Origin of the sequence: Pseudomonas sp. P8_229 (assembly GCF_034008635.1) — a bacterium.
Taxonomy (GTDB): Bacteria; Pseudomonadota; Gammaproteobacteria; order Pseudomonadales; family Pseudomonadaceae; genus Aquipseudomonas.
In genome coordinates this window covers 4,500,312-4,515,015 of the sequence record NZ_CP125378.1, presented here as the reverse complement: position 1 = coordinate 4,515,015, position 14,704 = coordinate 4,500,312, and the positions used below count along the sequence as shown (strand labels likewise).

Genomic DNA, 14,704 nt, shown 5'->3' with positions numbered 1-14,704 from the left:
TTTGATCCCGGCCGAAAACAACTGTACAAAAACACAGTACATTTTCAATCAGCACTCTTGAGCCCGGAGCACACCATGGCCTCTCTTGCGATGAACCACATCCTAGAACGCATTGCCCTTTTCCAGTTCACCCCGACGCATTGCGTCCAGGCCCGAGCGATGCTGGGCTGGAGCGTGGAGCAGCTGTCGCGCGAGGCGGAGGTTGCCGTGGAAAACATTCAGCGGTTTGAAGCGCAACAGGACGTGGCGGATGCGGCACGGCTGGCGCTGGCTTATCGGTTTGAGGCGCAGGGGCTGGTGTTCTTTCCCGGGTTTGCGCCGGGGCGATCGGTGAGTGCCATGAACTCAGCGTCGGAGTCACTGGGGCATCAGTGAAGCCAAGATGATGGAGTGCCTCTCCCATCTTGGACGAGACGTGCAGATCGTTGTGAAAGCGGCCCCCCGATCACGGAAGGAGGGCCGAATTGAAGTGGTGTTCGCTTAACCTGAAATTCGTTAAGCGTTCTGCACCACCCCTTCACTCTCCCCTTCGACCGCCAACCACCACGCTTCACCACGTTGCGGCTGCATCAGGTTGAACGCCTCCCCCATCTGCGGCGTAGTAATCGAAACACTGCGCTCCCACGCCAGCGCCAGAATCCGGTCAAACGGTTCATGCCAGGCGTGCATCGCCAGGTCGAACGTGCCGTTGTGGATCGGGAATAGCCAGCGGCCCTTGAGGTCGATGTGGGCTTGCAGGGTTTCTTCCGGTTGCATGTGTACGTGTGGCCACTCGACGTTGTAGGCGCCGGTTTCCATCAGGGTCAGGTCGAACGGACCGTACTGTTCGCCGATGTGTTTGAAACCGTCGAAGTAGCCGCTGTCACCGCTGAAGAAGATCCGTGTGTCGCCGTCGATCATCACCCACGAGGCCCACAGGGTGCTGTTGCCGTCAAACAGGCCACGGCCGGAGAAGTGCTGCGACGGGGTGGCGACGAAGCGGATGCCGGCGATTTCGGTGCCCTGCCACCAGTCGTACTGGCGGACTTTGCTGGCATCGATGCCCCATTTGATCAAGGTGTCGCCGACGCCCAGTGGGGTCAGGAAGTAGTTGGTCTTGGCCGCCAGTTTCAGCACCGCCTCGTAATCGAGGTGGTCGTAGTGGTTATGCGACAGGATCACCGCTTCAATCGGCGGCAACTGGTCGATGCTGATCGGTGGCTGGTGGAAGCGCTTCGGGCCGGCCCACTGCACCGGCGAGGCGCGCTCGGCGAAGACCGGATCGGTGATCCAGAATTTGTCGCGCAGCTTCAGCAACAGAGTCGAGTGCCCGAGGCGATAGACGCTGTGGTTGGGCGCAGCCAGAAGGTCCTCACGCGTCAACGGTTGCACCGGGATAGCGGCGGCCGGTCGGGTATTGCGCGGTTTGTGGAAGATCATGTTCCACATGATCCGCAGCATTTTGCGAAAGCCTTCGCGCTGCGCCGGCGCATGGTTACGGAATAGCCCTTGATCCTGGCGAGAGGCTTCAGGCGTGGAAGTTTGATCCGCAGAGAACACTGGATTGGCCATGACTGAATGACTCCAGAAAAACCGCGCAATTCACGGTTTTTCACGGTGGGACGATAAATGGCCAAGGCACGCACGCATCAGCCGAACTTTCTGGTTTTTAGGTTGCGCGGATTAACGCAACATTACACTGGGCGGTGTAGTTTCTAGGTTGCATGAAACGCGATGACAAGTAAACTGCCAAGTGTAATTTCACCTTTTTCCTGCCGAAGCGTACTTATGACAGCTCCAAAGCGCCTTACCGACCGCAAACGCGAAGCCATCATTCAGGCGGCGATTGCCGAATTCCGGGCCAACGGTTTCGAGATCACCAGCATGGACAAGATCGCGGCCACCGCCGGGGTGTCAAAGCGCACGGTGTACAACCATTTCCCCAGCAAGGAAGAGCTGTTCGCCGAAATTCTCAACCAACTCTGGGCACGCATCACCGCCGAGCAGGCCGTGGCTTATCGCGCGGATCAGCCGCTGCGCGAGCAACTGCAGCAAATGTTGTTGGCTAAACTGCAGATGATGGCCGATGACAATTTTCTCGGTCTGGCCCGGGTAGCGATTGCCGCCACGATCCATTCCCCGGAGCGCGCGCAAGACATGGTGGCGCGCATGGGCGAGCGGGAAGAAGGTCTGACAGTGTGGATTCGCGCCGCACTGGCCGATGGTCGGCTGAAAGCCGTGGATGCGGAATTCGCCGCGCAGCAGGTGCAGGGCCTGTTGAAGTCGTTCGGTTTCTGGCCGCAGATTTCCATGGGCCAGCCGCCACTGGATGCGGCAACCCAGAAAGCTGTGGCCGAGTCGGCACTGGAGATGTTTCTGGCGCGATACCAGCTCTAAACCGTCTCTCTCCTGCGCCCGCCACGATTAAATGGCTCGAAAGGACACTGATGATTGCTGCTGGAATAAATGACAATGTCCGCAATTGACCGACGGACGGTCGACCTGAAAAAAATACTGCAAAGTATTTCAGGATGAATCTGGCGCAGGACATCATGGAAAACCAACGCGGCAAAGGCTTGTCATTCGCCAGACGTATCTACCTGCCAAGGGTCATTGGTCTGGGCGTCGGCTTTTTCAGCGTCGCGGCAGCACTGTATCCGTTGAATATGCCGTCCTGGCTCAGGGCGTTGCTGGTGTTCAACGGTTTTGTCTGGCCACATCTGGCTTATCAGGTGTCAACGCACTCGACCTTTCCCTACCACGCCGAACGTCGCAACCTGTTGTACGACTCGTTGTGCGGTGGCTTCTGGACCGCGTGTTTTCAGTTCAACCCGCTGACCACCGTGACCATCCTGTCGATGATGACCATGAACAACGTCGCCGCCGGTGGACGACGGCTGTTCCTGTTCGGCGCCCTCGCCCAACTCGCCGGCGTGCTGCTGGGCTGGTCGGTGTTCGGCTTCACATTCAGCCTGACCATGACGCAGATCCAGGTCTGGGCCTGCCTGCCGATGCTCACCCTGTATCCACTGGCGCTGGGCCTGGTCTCTTATCAACTGGCGATCAAACTCGCCCAGCACAAACGGACGCTGCGAGACCTGAGCCGCACCGACAGCCTCACCGGCCTGCTCAACCATGGAGCGTGGAAAGATCTACTGCACAGCAAGTTCGAGCTCTGTCGGCAGAACCACACCCTGGACATTCTGGCGCTGATCGACATCGATCACTTCAAGTCCATCAACGACAACTACGGACACATCATTGGCGACGCGGTGCTACGACATCTGGCCCGCTCGCTCAAGCAACTGGCCGAAGGTGAACCGGCAGGCCGCTATGGGGGTGACGAGTTCTGCGTGATCCTGCCCGATCAGCCATTGCACAAGGCCGAAGCACGGATGGAGCACCTGCGTCAGGCGTTGCAGCAGTACCACCATCCCGATGTGCCGGACCTGCGGGTCAGCCTGAGTATTGGCCTGGCGCGCTTTCAGCCGTCATACAGCGATGCGATCGCCTGGCTGGATGACGCCGACAAGGCGCTCTATACCGCCAAACACACGGGGCGCAACACGATCAGCGTAGCGCTGGGTCGTCCGAGTTCAAACGACGCCAGCCAATTCAGTCTTTGAAAAACCTGTAACCATGTTGGCGCGTGAAGGGACCGACCGCTCCGTGGCCGTGATCGAGTTCGATCTTGATCGCGGGCCCACAGCGTGATTCTGCAGATCCGCGATGGCGCCAGTGAAGCGGTGCAGGCAGTGAGCAGGTTTGCCAATGAGCGGGCGCCTGGGTAATGGATATGCCGGGCCGTTAAACCGCGTCGCGGCCTTCGCGAGCAAGCCCGCTCCCACAGGAAAATGCATTCCAAGGTGCGAGCGAGCCTGCTCACGAAAGGGCCATGAGCCGCAATGCAGGACTATAGTGACCTTCAGTCCCAAGTCCCGCCGAGTCCATCATGACCACAGAAAAACCCGAAACACCCGCCACAGCCCCCGTCGATCACTTGCGCTTCCATCGTCCCCACGCTCACCTCAACACCACGTTCGGCGATGACAAGTTCGCCCTGCGCGCCGAGGCATTCGCGCGCTTCTTCGGCACGCCAACGTTTCTTGGCGCGCAAACCCTGATTGTGCTGTTGTGGGTTTTACTCAACGTGACGGGCATCACCACTTTCGACGTATACCCGTTCATTCTGCTGAACCTCGCGTTCAGCCTGCAATCGGCCTACGCCGCGCCGCTGATCCTGCTGGCACAAACCCGCCAGGCCGCGCGGGACAAGGCGCAAGCCGATGCCGACGCACAACACCGTGAAGCGCTGGCGACGGCCAACAGCGAGCGTCAGGCGCAAGCGGCGAAGAACACCACGCAATTGCTGGAACTGCTGGAGCAGAACACCCGCCTCACCGAAATGACCAAGAGCCTGACCGAACGCATCGAGGGTTTGACGCGCGAATTGCACGAGCACATGTGCCAGACCCGACAGCCCTGATCACGGCAAACGCAGCGCCCGCCCCAGTTCGTCGAACAACGTGACCACCGAGCGCAACGCCCGGCAGTCCGGGCGGGTCAGCAGCCACAGCGCGGTGTCGTAGCCGTGCAGCGGTTCGCTGAGGGCCTGCAAACCTTCGCTGATCAGAAAGTCCGGCAACGCCGCCACGCCGAGTCCTCCGCGCACCAGCTCAGTCACCGAAAGCATGCTGTTGCAGCGATAACTCGGGGTCACGCCGGGCAACTGCTGACGGCGCCAGGCGACGGTCGGGTGATCCGGCAGAAACTCATCCGGGGCGATCCAGGTCAGTGCCGCCAGATCCGATGCATCAACGTTTTGCAGATAACGCGCACTGGCACAGACCCGGTAGGAAATCTTCGCCAGTTGCCGTCCGACCAGATGCTCGGGCGGCGTGCGCGTCAGGCGCAGGGCGATGTCGGCATCGCGCCGGCTGAGGTTGGCGAAATCGTTGGAGGTGCTGAGTTCAATGGTCAGCGCCGGGTAATTCGGCATGAACTGCGCCAGCGCCGGTAACAGCAGGCCTTGCAGCACCGAATCGGTACAGGTCAGGCGCACCGTGCCGCTGACCACTTCCCCACCCTGCTCGACGCCGATGCGCGCCGCTTCCAGTGCCTGTTCGGCACGCTCAGCCTGCTCGGCCAGGGTCTGCGCGAGTGTGGTCGGCAGGTAACCGGCGCGGCTCTTTTCGAACAATTGCTGACCCAGCGCTGACTCCAGCCGCCGCACCGCGCGAAACACCGTCGACACGTCTACCCTGAGCAACTGCGAAGCCCGAGCCAGAGAGCCTCCGCGCACCAGAGCGAGAATCAGCGCCAGATCCGGGTAGTCGAGTCGATAGTGCGTCGCTGCATTGATCACTTGGGGAAACGCCAATATTGAGTGCGTGAACGCCAATCTATAGTGAGCCCCGGTGATCGACAACTGCACACATTCACTGTGGCGAGGGGATTCATCGCCGATGGACTGCGCAGCAGGCCTTGTTTGAGGGCCGCTTCGCGCCCCGTCGAGGATAAATCCCCTCACCACAGAGCTTCATCACTCACTGAAATCAAGGAAATCCCATGGACGCCATTTCCATCGCCCTGATCGGCGATTACGACCCGCAAGTCACCGCACACCAGGCGATCCCCGTTGCCCTTGGCATGATCGCCGAGCAGTCCGGCCACAATGTGCAATTCGAATGGCTGCCCACCGAGCAGATCCACGCCGACACTGCGCTGGATCACTTTGACGGTTTCTGGTGCGTCCCGGCCAGCCCCTACAAAAGCGAAGCAGGCGCCTTGCGGGCGATTCGTTTTGCCCGCGAACAACAGCGCCCTTTCCTCGGCACCTGCGGTGGTTTTCAGCATGCGGTGCTGGAGTTTTCGCGCAATGTGCTGGGCTGGGTCGATGCCGAACATGGCGAGACGTCACCCGATTCGCAGCGAGCAGTGCTCACGCCGCTGACCTGTTCCCTGGTGGAAGCGGTGGACAGCATTCATCTGGTCGCCGGTTCGCTAATCGCCAAGGCGTACGAAACGTCGGAGATTCATGAAGGCTATCGCTGCCGCTTCGGTGTGAATCCGCAGTTCGAACGAGAGTTGCTGACCCATCGGCTACACGCTGTCGGCCACGATTCGGCGGGCGATTTGCGCGCAATCGAATTGACCGACCATGTGTTTTTTGTCGCGACACTGTTTCAGCCGGAACGTGCGGCGCTCAAGGGTCAGGTGCCGCCGCTGGTGCGGGCGTTCGTCGAAGCGTGTGCGGAGCAACGTCAATGAAGCCGAGTGAGCCGTGCTTCGCGGTGATTTTCACCTCGACCCGCACCGAGGGTGACAACGGCTACGCAGCAGCAGCCGAGCGGATGATGGAACTGGTGGTGCAGCAGCCGGGGTACCTCGGCGTGGATTCGCTCAGGGGCGAGGACGGAGTCGGGATCACCATTTCCTACTGGGAGAGCGAGGCGGCGATTCTGGCCTGGCGCGAGCATCCCGAGCACCGGGTGATTCAGGCGCGAGGACGGGCGCAGTGGTATTCGAAGTTTCAGACGCGGGTGTGTCGGGTGGAGCGGGAGTATCGGTTTGGGCAGTGATGACTGCGGCGTACCGACTGGCCTCTTCGCGAGCAAGCCCGCTCCCACAGGTACGGCGTTTGGGCAGTGCGTTGGGTGTTGCGGCCTCATCACTGGCAAGCCAGTGTGATTTTCTGCACAACGCATACCCTGTGGGAGCGGGCTTACTCGCGAAGAGGTCTTCACAGTCAGCGCATAATCTCAGCCTTTCACCAGACTGCGCACCGCCACAATCTCCGGCACCTCAACCTTGCTCATATAAACCCGCAACGGCTCGCTGATGTTGATCCGGTCATCGATGTTCTGATCCAGCAGCAACTGAATCAGCTCGCGCTTCAAGCTCATGGTCGTATCAGAGACCGCCCAGACAAACTCGCTGGTGGGAATGATGCCGTCATCGGCCACGTCCATACCGAACGAATCTTCGCTGAAACGCACGATGTACTGGCCGGTCTTGCGATTGAGGCCGACAAAGCCCTTGAGGTCGTCGGCGGCCTGGCAGATGAGTTGGGAAGTGATGCGCATGGTAAACCTCACAAAAAATCATCGATGGTTTACACGCAGGGCAAAACAATCGGCGCGCCCTCTGCCGGGGCGTCTGCCTCGGGCAAGCGTACTGCAAACAGCGCCACAAAAGTGCAGGAAAAATCGCTTTAAATACGTTTATGTCGGTCTGGCGATAGCAAGCAATCGATTCAGTTGTTAAAAGGTACGTCTTTGAAAAAGCCCTGCGAAAGGAACTCGAACATGCTCGCCACTTTCACCAAAAGCGCCCTCATGCTGAGCCTGATGCTCGGTCTCGGCCAGGCCCACGCCGCTGCCCAGACCAACATCGATGCACTGGCCGCCGCCCATGGCATCCCGCATCCGGCGGTGATCGCCCACCGTGGCGCGTCCTTTGATGCACCGGAATCCACCGCCGCCTCCTACCGGCTGGCCCGCGACCTCGGCGCCGATTACCTGGAAATGGACTTGCAGCGCAGCAAGGATGGCGTGCTGTTCGCCCTGCACGACAACAACCTGCAACGCACCACCGACGTTGCGACTAAATTCCCGGAGCGCAAGGACAGCCCGGCCACTGCCTTCACCATGGCCGAACTGAAAACCCTCGACGCCGGCAGCTGGTACAACAAGGCTTACCCGGATCGCGCGCGCCCGACCTACGCCGGGCTGAAAATCCTGACCCTGGACGAAATCATCGACATTGCCCGGGCCAACCCGAAACACAAGCCGGGCCTGTACATCGAAACCAAGGAGCCGCAGCTGTTCCCCGGGATCGAGCATGACCTGAAAGAGAAACTGCAGGATCGCGGCTGGCTGAGCCCGGCCGGGTCGAAACTGGCCAAAAGCGAGCTGGGCGTCGGTCAGGGCAAAGGCAAGGTGATCCTGCAGACCTTCGAGAAGAACAGCCTCGTACTGCTGCAAAAGGAAATGCCACAGGTGCCGAAGATCCTGCTGCTGTGGGTCGGCGAAAGCAGCATCGAGCCGAAATCGGCAGTGACCTTTGCCGAGTCCGGCGAAAAAGACAAGAACGTGTTCTACGGCAAGCAGGAGCCGAAGTCCGAAGCCGAGTTCAAACAGTGGGTTGATTTCGCCAAGGCTCAGGGCGCCATCGGCACCGGCCCTTCGGCCAAGCTGACCAAGGGCGGCGACCAGAGCTATTCGGACCTGGTGCAACCGTGGATGAACCAGTACACCCACGATCAGGGCATGCTGGTGCACGTGTATACCGTCGATGAGCCGGTGGACTTCGAGAAAGTCATGGCGGCGGGTGTCGATGGCATCTTCACCAACCGCGCCAGCGAACTGTTGAAGTTCTACAAGCGCCCGGCCAGTGCCAGTGTTGATCAGGTGTTGAAGAACAACGGGTTCTGATCGGTAAACCGGGTGGTCCGCATCGCGAGCAGGCTCACTCCTACAAGAGTGCTGCACGCGATGGGGGGTTTTAAGGGTGAATTAAGTTGTGGTGGTTAACCTGAGCCCACTTCAACAGAACACGCACTTAAGCAAACCAAGGATCGAACTCATGAAAACTTTGACTGCCCTGTTTACCGCCGCTGCCCTGACGCTGACCGCTGGCCTGGCCCAGGCTGACGTCCGCGTCGACCAGATCCCGCAACTGGTGAAGGAAGGCAAGATCAAGTCGCTGGAGTCGATGAACGCCGAGGCGCTGAAACTGCACCCGGGTGCGACCATCACCGACACCGACCTGGACAACCACTTCAACGGTTACGAGTACGAAGTCGAGCTGAAAACCGCCGATGGCAAAGAGTTCGACGTGGACTTCGATGCCACCACCGGCAAGGTGCTGAGCAACAAGCAAGACACCTGATACAACGCCAAAAAAGCCGCACGATCGAACGATCGTGCGGCTTTTTTGCGTCTGGCCTCAGGCTAATCGCTTCAGTCACGTAATCAATGCGCGCCAAGCCCCCGGCAGCCCGCTAGCATGGCCGCAGATCGATCAACGACAGCAGACGAGAGCGATGGGCATGGGGCAGACAGCGGCAGCAGACATCGCGACAATCGGTCGGATCAGCGCGGTTCCGGCGATCCTTCAGGTGATCCGCGAACTGACCGGCCTGCGTTTTGCCGCCGTGGCGCGGGTCACCGAGGATTCGTGGACCACCTGCGCGGTGCTCGATCAGTTGGAGTCCACCACCTGAGACACACCACAGATCCCTGTAGGAGTGAGCCTGCTCGCGATAGCAATGTGTCAGTCACCATGAATATGGCAGACATACCGCTATCGCGAGCAGGCTCACTCCTACAGGGGAATTACGTGATGTTTAGGCCGAGGTGCTGACCAGCGAACCCGAGCTGCTCGAACCGGAATCTTGCAACGCCTGCAACAACGCCGCCGTGGCCGTCTGCAACGAAGCCGACGTACTGGAGATTTGCGACTCGGCGGACGCCACGTCGGCAGCCTTGGCATCGGCGTCTTCCTGCTTGGCCTGCGCCGCTTGCAAAGCCTGTTGCTGTTCCTGCAATTGCTTTTGCAGCTCGGCGATCTGCTTGCGCAGTTCTTTCACCGAATCCGATTCACCGCTGCTGTCGGAACTGCTGTCGCCCGCTGGAGCAGCGCCACCGCCGGCAGCAACTTTGCTGGTGTCGGCGCTGACGCCAGTGCTGGCCGTGGCGGTGGTACTGGAGGCGTCCTCGGTACCGTCGCTGATCTTGGTTTTGCTGGTGGCGGTGGTGACGGTCTGATTGATCGAAACAGAAGTGATGCTGACCATGGGCTGGCTCCAATGCCGGTTATAGATAACCGGCCATCGGCGGCGCTCGCCCTGATTTGAGATCGACTGTGTACCGACTCGGTAACCGAATCGGTACACCCAGGCTCGATCAGGCGCTCAGGCGCGCGGTGACTTCATTGAGTTGCCCGGACAGGCCATGCAGGTTCTGGCTGGCGCTTTCAGTGCGCTGCACGCTGTTGAGGTTGGTGCTGGCAATCGAGGTGATTTCGGTCAGGTTGCGCGAGATGTCTTCGGCCACCGAGGTCTGCTCTTCGGCGGCGGTGGCGATCTGGCGGTTCATGTCGCGGATCGCTTCCACCGCGTGGGTGATGCGCTCGAGCATGGCGCCGGCCTGGGTCACTTGCTCGACGCTTTGGTCGCTGCGCGCCTGACCGCTTTCGATCGCGTGCGCCGCGTCCACCGCACCGGTCTGCACGTTCTGAATGATCTGGTTGATCTCGATGATCGACTCCGCCGTACGCTGCGCGAGGTTACGCACCTCATCGGCGACCACGGCAAAACCGCGCCCGGCTTCACCGGCGCGCGCCGCTTCGATCGCCGCGTTGAGCGCCAGCAGGTTGGTCTGCTCGGCGATGCCGCGAATCACTTCCAGCACCTTGCCGATCCGCCCGCTGTCGGCTTCCAGGCGACGGATCACCTCGGCGGTGTTGGCGATTTCGCCACGCATCTGGGTGATGGTCTGGATAGTGCCCTGCATGACCTTTTCACCCTGCTGGGCGGACTGGTCGGCATCGTCGGCCGCCCGCGCCGCGTCCGCCGCGTGACGGGCAACTTCCTGGGCGGTGGCGGACATTTCGTTCATCGCCGTCGCTACTTGATCGGTGCGGTTGAACTGCTCGTTGGTACCACCGGCCATGGTCGTGGCGATGGCGTTCAGCTCGCCGCTGGCGCTGTCCAGATCACTGGCGCTGCGCTGCAGGTGGGTGAACGTCTCGGCGAGGAAATCACGCAGGGTATTGGCGGCTGCCGCAAGGTTGCCCAACTCGTCCTGACGTTCGTTGGCGACACGTTCGACGAGACGTCCGCGACTCAGTAGGGTGACGTAATCGATCAGCTTGCGAATCGGTTCGATCAGGTTGCGGTTGACCAGCCACAGGCTCAACAGACCGATCAGCAGACCCGAGCCGAGCATCACCAGAATCCCCAGCATCACGATGCTGTCAGCACTGGCGCTGATCTGCGCCGACTGCTCGGTGCCCTGCTTGCGCAGCTCGGCTACCAGTTCGCTCATCTGATCGCTGGCGGCGCGGTCCACGCCTTTGACGGCGGAGTCGCCGGCCACTGGGTCGCCACCGGCGGCCACGTAGGCATCGCGACCTTTCTGGTACGCAGCGCCGAGCAGACGGTGCTCTTCACGCAGGCGTTCGATACGGCTTTTCAGCGCCGGCTCCATGCCTTTCTGGCCGGCCAGTTCACCGAGGGTGTTCTGCACATCGCGCTGGCGATCTTCGAACTGGCTCCAGAATTTGGCCAGGTCTGCCGGCTGCTTGCCGCGCAGCAGGACGTTTTTCCACTCCTGCACCTGCACCTTGAATTGCAGGTTGGCCTCGTCGATCAGTTGCGAGGTGTGCAAGGGACCGGCGATCAACTGGCTGTAGTTCTGCACGCCGTTGGACAGGTAATGAAAGCAGGCCAGCGCGATCAACAGCATCGCCAGCAGGCTGCCGCTCAGCAGGGCGAGAATTTGCGCTCTCAGGGATTTTTGCAGCATCGCAAGATACTCAGGACAGGGATGAGGCACGCCCTATAAGGCGTGGGATTTTGCCGGACATCCGTGTCGGCGAGCCTTGGCTCATGGCCAAGCGCGCGCAACGTAACCTAAGCGTGATCGGCGTACCAGAGCGCTTCTTGAAGAAAATCCGACCGCCGGTAAGACATTGATCTGGCGTCACTTTGTCGTCACACAAGTGTCACATGTGATTGCGATGATGCGGCTCAGTGAACCTGCCATTCCGCGACCGGCGTCCCCTCCTCGCAGCGAGCCTCCATGAACCACAGCCTCGATATCAGTCATCGCGATCCTGATTTGTTCGGTTTGCTTTACGGCTTCCGGTTCCGCCCGGGTGAACGCGGTCGCGAAGTTGACTCGGCGACCGCCCTGCGTTGCCTGCAAGACGACAGCGACAGTGATGAATTCCTCTGGCTGCACCTGAACCTGGCCCACGCCGCGTGCGAGCGCTGGATGAAAAGCCATCTGCAATTGCCCGAAGAATTTTTTGAAGCGCTGCACGAAGGCTCGCGTTCGACGCGTATCGAACACGTCGACTCTGCGTTGCTGGCGGTGGTCAACGACGTGGTGTTCAACCTCAGCAGCATGGTCTCCTCGGACGTCTCGACGCTGTGGGTGTGCGTGCGCAGCAAACTGATCGTCAGCGCACGCCTGCAACCGCTGCACTCGGTGGACAAGCTGCGCTCATCGGTGAAGGCCGGCGAATGCTTTCGCTCACCGTCGGAACTGCTCGTGCACCTGCTGCGCGATCAGGGTGAGGTGCTGACGCAGATCGTGCGCAAGACCAGCATGAGCGTCGACCAGGTCGAGGACCAATTGCTCTCCTCGCGCCTGTCGACCAACCGCGCCGAACTCGGTGCCAACCGCCGGGTGCTGGTGCGCCTGCAGCGCCTGCTGGCGCTGGAGCCGGGTTCGCTGCTGCGCCTGCTCAACCGTCCGCCGCCGTGGCTGCAGAAGGAGGACGTCAAGGAGCTGCGCAAATCCACCGAGGAGTTCGCGCTGATCATCAACGACCTCACCGCCCTCGGTGAGCGGATCAAGTTGCTCCAGGAGGAGATCGCCGCCAACCTCAACGAACAGAGCAACCGCACGCTGTTCACCCTGACGGTGGTGACGGTGCTGGCGCTGCCGATCAACATCATTGCCGGTTTTTTCGGGATGAACGTCGGCGGCGTGCCGTTATCCACCGATCCGGAGGGGTTCTGGATTCTGGTGGCACTGGTGGCGACGTTCACCGTGATTGCCGGGCGCTGGGCGTTTCGCAAGCGCGGGGATTATTGAGCCCCAAAATACTGTGCCCCACCACAGTTCCCCCTGTAGGAGTGAGCCTGCTCGCGATAGCGGTGTGTCAGACACAGCTGTTTTGCATGTGCCAACGTCATCGCGAGCAGGCTCACTCCTACAGGGGTTGATCATTGCCCTTCAGATTAATGGTCAGGCTAATCCCGCAAACACTGACCTGCCGCAGTCTCTCTGTAATATTTAGCAACGATCATGACCGACACTCCTTCCCTCGCTCAGGATTGTCCGCTCATGGCTACTCCCTCCCTGACCGCCCGCCAGGCGTCCGCCCCCAGTGGCAGGCCAGCCCTCGACAAGAAAACCGGCCCGTTCACCTACGTGATCTTTTTCGCGGTGCTCGCGATGGGCATGCTGTTCACCGCCTACAGCCTGATGCACGACATGCACGAACTCGGCACGGTGGTGACCACCTGGACGCCGTTCCTGCTGCTCGGCGTGGCGCTGCTGATTGCGCTGGGCTTTGAGTTCGTCAACGGTTTCCACGACACCGCCAACGCGGTCGCGACGGTGATCTACACCCACTCGCTGCCGCCGAATGTCGCGGTGGTCTGGTCGGGGTTCTTCAACTTCCTCGGAGTGCTGCTGTCCAGTGGCGCGGTGGCGTTCGGCATCATCGCGCTGCTGCCGGTGGAACTGATTCTGCAGGTCGGTTCGTCCGCCGGTTTCGCGATGATCTTCGCCCTGCTGATCGCGGCGATCCTGTGGAACCTTGGCACCTGGTGGCTGGGCCTGCCGGCCTCGTCGTCGCACACCCTGATCGGCTCGATCATCGGCGTCGGCGTGGCCAATGCCTTGATGCACGGGCGCGACGGCACCAGCGGTGTGGACTGGGCGCAGGCGACCAAGATTGGTTACGCGTTGCTGCTGTCGCCGCTGGTGGGTTTCGGCTTCGCGGCGCTGTTGCTGCTGGCCCTGCGTGCGTTCGTGAAGAATCGCTCGCTGTACAAGGCACCGGAAGGCAACACCCCGCCACCGTGGTGGATCCGTGGTTTGCTGATCGCCACCTGCACCGGTGTGTCCTTCGCCCACGGCTCCAACGACGGGCAGAAAGGCATGGGCCTGATCATGCTGATTCTGGTCGGCACCCTGCCGATGGCCTACGCGTTGAACCGCACTATGCCGGCCGACCAGGCATTGCAGTTTGCCGCCGTGGCCGAAGTCACTCAGCAAGCGCTGGTAAAAAGTGCGCCGCTGCCGGCCCCGGCCGATCCGCGTCCGGTGCTCTCCGATTACGTGCGCAGCAAGCAAGCCACCCCGCAACTGATCCCCGCCCTCGCCGCCCTCACCGGACACATTGGCGAGGAAGTCAAAGGCTACGGCTCGCTGTCGAAAGTCCCAGCCGAGGCCATGGGCAACGTGCGTAACGACATGTACCTGGCCAGCGAAAGCATTCGCCTGATGGACAAGAACAAGGTCGGCAACTTCGACGCCGACACCACTGACAAACTGCAACTGTTCAAGCAACAGATCGACAACGCCACGCGGTTCATTCCGTTGTGGGTGAAGATCGCCGTGGCCATCGCTCTGGGACTGGGCACCATGGTTGGCTGGAAACGGATTGTGGTGACGGTGGGCGAGAAGATCGGCAAGACCCACCTGACCTACGCCCAGGGCGCCTCGGCGGAAACCGTGGCGATGCTGACCATCGGCGCGGCGGACATGTTCGGCTTGCCTGTGTCGACCACCCACGTGCTGTCATCGGGTGTGGCCGGGACCATGGTCGCCAATGGCGGCGGCTTGCAGATGAAGACCATCCGCAATCTGCTGATGGCGTGGGTGCTGACGCTGCCGGCGGCGATTCTGCTGTCGGGCAGCCTCTATTGGCTGTTCACCCAGATCTTCTGAACAACACGGGTTCCCTTGTAGGAGTGAGC

At 60.9% G+C, this 14,704-nt stretch carries 15 protein-coding genes and 2 pseudogenes; 12 read left to right on the top strand and 5 right to left on the bottom strand.

Translation table 11 applies throughout. The annotated features are described in order from the left end of the window. Positions 1-75: 75 nt before the first annotated feature. Positions 76-375 (top strand): XRE family transcriptional regulator, encoded by a 300-nt coding sequence (locus QMK55_RS20410; RefSeq protein ID WP_320329859.1) that lies wholly within the window; start codon positions 76-78, stop codon positions 373-375. Continuing rightward, positions 365-484 (top strand): annotated as a pseudogene (locus QMK55_RS20405) (transcriptional regulator); the annotation flags it as partial. The gene QMK55_RS20410 and the pseudogene QMK55_RS20405, both read left to right, overlap by 11 nt. Positions 485-495: 11 nt before the next feature. On the opposite strand, the gene QMK55_RS20400 reads toward QMK55_RS20405, so the two are convergent. Continuing rightward, complete coding sequence (locus QMK55_RS20400; protein ID WP_320329858.1) at positions 496-1,551, bottom strand: MBL fold metallo-hydrolase; 1,056 nt, start codon at positions 1,549-1,551, stop codon at positions 496-498. Positions 1,552-1,767: 216 nt separating this feature from the next. On the opposite strand from QMK55_RS20400, the gene QMK55_RS20395 reads away from it, so the two are divergent. The 3 genes from QMK55_RS20395 to QMK55_RS20385 all read left to right on the top strand — a co-directional run bounded on the left by QMK55_RS20395 (position 1,768) and on the right by QMK55_RS20385 (position 4,465). Then, complete coding sequence (locus tag QMK55_RS20395; protein ID WP_102354251.1) at positions 1,768-2,376, top strand: TetR/AcrR family transcriptional regulator; 609 nt, start codon at positions 1,768-1,770, stop codon at positions 2,374-2,376. A 134-nt stretch (positions 2,377-2,510) separates the two neighbouring features. Beyond that, the gene (locus QMK55_RS20390; RefSeq protein WP_413787277.1) at positions 2,511-3,605 is read left to right on the top strand and encodes a diguanylate cyclase; all 1,095 of its coding nucleotides are present in this window, start codon (positions 2,511-2,513) and stop codon (positions 3,603-3,605) included. A 326-nt stretch (positions 3,606-3,931) separates the two neighbouring features. Next, complete coding sequence (locus QMK55_RS20385; RefSeq protein ID WP_025112881.1) at positions 3,932-4,465, top strand: DUF1003 domain-containing protein; 534 nt, start codon at positions 3,932-3,934, stop codon at positions 4,463-4,465. Here QMK55_RS20385 and QMK55_RS20380 read toward each other — a convergent pair whose 3' ends face one another. Continuing rightward, the gene (locus QMK55_RS20380; protein ID WP_102354311.1) at positions 4,466-5,407 is read right to left on the bottom strand and encodes a LysR family transcriptional regulator; all 942 of its coding nucleotides are present in this window, start codon (positions 5,405-5,407) and stop codon (positions 4,466-4,468) included. A gap of 140 nt (positions 5,408-5,547) precedes the next feature. Here QMK55_RS20380 and QMK55_RS20375 point away from each other — a divergent pair, with 140 nt between their 5' ends. Next, positions 5,548-6,249: a CTP synthase gene (locus QMK55_RS20375; RefSeq protein WP_320329857.1), complete on the top strand. Its 702-nt coding sequence runs from the start codon at positions 5,548-5,550 to the stop codon at positions 6,247-6,249. Then, positions 6,246-6,560: an antibiotic biosynthesis monooxygenase family protein gene (locus tag QMK55_RS20370; protein ID WP_102354254.1), complete on the top strand. Its 315-nt coding sequence runs from the start codon at positions 6,246-6,248 to the stop codon at positions 6,558-6,560. The genes QMK55_RS20375 and QMK55_RS20370 overlap by 4 nt, the downstream gene beginning before the upstream one ends. Positions 6,561-6,740: 180 nt before the next feature. On the opposite strand, the gene QMK55_RS20365 is transcribed toward QMK55_RS20370, so the two are convergent. Beyond that, positions 6,741-7,064 (bottom strand): DUF2025 family protein, encoded by a 324-nt coding sequence (locus QMK55_RS20365; protein WP_320329856.1) that lies wholly within the window; start codon positions 7,062-7,064, stop codon positions 6,741-6,743. Between the two features lie 222 nt (positions 7,065-7,286). Between QMK55_RS20365 and QMK55_RS20360 the strand changes: the two genes are divergently transcribed. The 3 genes and pseudogenes from QMK55_RS20360 to QMK55_RS20350 all read left to right on the top strand — a co-directional run. Beyond that, positions 7,287-8,414, top strand: coding sequence for a glycerophosphodiester phosphodiesterase (locus QMK55_RS20360; RefSeq protein WP_320329855.1), 1,128 nt, complete (start codon positions 7,287-7,289; stop codon positions 8,412-8,414). A 151-nt stretch (positions 8,415-8,565) separates the two neighbouring features. Next, positions 8,566-8,871 carry a PepSY domain-containing protein gene (locus tag QMK55_RS20355; RefSeq protein WP_007963131.1) on the top strand — a complete coding sequence of 102 codons (306 nt, stop codon included), beginning with the start codon at positions 8,566-8,568 and terminating at the stop codon, positions 8,869-8,871. A 160-nt stretch (positions 8,872-9,031) separates the two neighbouring features. After that, positions 9,032-9,193 (top strand): annotated as a pseudogene (locus QMK55_RS20350) (sensor histidine kinase); the annotation flags it as partial. Positions 9,194-9,328: 135 nt separating this feature from the next. Here the strand turns inward: QMK55_RS20350 and QMK55_RS20345 are convergent. Both QMK55_RS20345 and QMK55_RS20340 read right to left on the bottom strand, forming a co-directional pair. Continuing rightward, positions 9,329-9,778: a hypothetical protein gene (locus tag QMK55_RS20345; RefSeq protein WP_320329854.1), complete on the bottom strand. Its 450-nt coding sequence runs from the start codon at positions 9,776-9,778 to the stop codon at positions 9,329-9,331. 109 nt (positions 9,779-9,887) lie between these two features. Then, positions 9,888-11,510: a methyl-accepting chemotaxis protein gene (locus QMK55_RS20340; RefSeq protein ID WP_320329853.1), complete on the bottom strand. Its 1,623-nt coding sequence runs from the start codon at positions 11,508-11,510 to the stop codon at positions 9,888-9,890. A 276-nt stretch (positions 11,511-11,786) separates the two neighbouring features. Between QMK55_RS20340 and QMK55_RS20335 the strand changes: the two genes are divergently transcribed. After that, on the top strand, positions 11,787-12,809 hold the full coding sequence (locus tag QMK55_RS20335; RefSeq protein WP_102354259.1) for a transporter: 1,023 nt from the start codon (positions 11,787-11,789) through the stop codon (positions 12,807-12,809). A gap of 252 nt (positions 12,810-13,061) precedes the next feature. Beyond that, positions 13,062-14,675, top strand: coding sequence for an inorganic phosphate transporter (locus tag QMK55_RS20330; protein ID WP_102354260.1), 1,614 nt, complete (start codon positions 13,062-13,064; stop codon positions 14,673-14,675). The last annotated feature ends 29 nt before the right edge of the window (positions 14,676-14,704 follow it).

Excerpts from the sequence above, each read along its gene's own strand:
- QMK55_RS20335 (WP_102354259.1), top strand. The coding sequence starts at position 11,787 with ATGAACCACAGCCTCGATATCAGTCATCGCGATCCTGATTTGTTCGGT.
- QMK55_RS20340 (WP_320329853.1), bottom strand. The coding sequence starts at position 11,510 with ATGCTGCAAAAATCCCTGAGAGCGCAAATTCTCGCCCTGCTGAGCGGC.
- QMK55_RS20355 (WP_007963131.1), top strand. The coding sequence starts at position 8,566 with ATGAAAACTTTGACTGCCCTGTTTACCGCCGCTGCCCTGACGCTGACC.
- QMK55_RS20410 (WP_320329859.1), top strand. The coding sequence starts at position 76 with ATGGCCTCTCTTGCGATGAACCACATCCTAGAACGCATTGCCCTTTTC.
- QMK55_RS20390 (WP_413787277.1), top strand. The coding sequence starts at position 2,511 with ATGAATCTGGCGCAGGACATCATGGAAAACCAACGCGGCAAAGGCTTG.
- QMK55_RS20400 (WP_320329858.1), bottom strand. The coding sequence starts at position 1,551 with ATGGCCAATCCAGTGTTCTCTGCGGATCAAACTTCCACGCCTGAAGCC.
- QMK55_RS20395 (WP_102354251.1), top strand. The coding sequence starts at position 1,768 with ATGACAGCTCCAAAGCGCCTTACCGACCGCAAACGCGAAGCCATCATT.
- QMK55_RS20365 (WP_320329856.1), bottom strand. The coding sequence starts at position 7,064 with ATGCGCATCACTTCCCAACTCATCTGCCAGGCCGCCGACGACCTCAAG.
- QMK55_RS20375 (WP_320329857.1), top strand. The coding sequence starts at position 5,548 with ATGGACGCCATTTCCATCGCCCTGATCGGCGATTACGACCCGCAAGTC.
- QMK55_RS20330 (WP_102354260.1), top strand. The coding sequence starts at position 13,062 with ATGGCTACTCCCTCCCTGACCGCCCGCCAGGCGTCCGCCCCCAGTGGC.
- QMK55_RS20360 (WP_320329855.1), top strand. The coding sequence starts at position 7,287 with ATGCTCGCCACTTTCACCAAAAGCGCCCTCATGCTGAGCCTGATGCTC.
- QMK55_RS20370 (WP_102354254.1), top strand. The coding sequence starts at position 6,246 with ATGAAGCCGAGTGAGCCGTGCTTCGCGGTGATTTTCACCTCGACCCGC.
- QMK55_RS20385 (WP_025112881.1), top strand. The coding sequence starts at position 3,932 with ATGACCACAGAAAAACCCGAAACACCCGCCACAGCCCCCGTCGATCAC.
- QMK55_RS20345 (WP_320329854.1), bottom strand. The coding sequence starts at position 9,778 with ATGGTCAGCATCACTTCTGTTTCGATCAATCAGACCGTCACCACCGCC.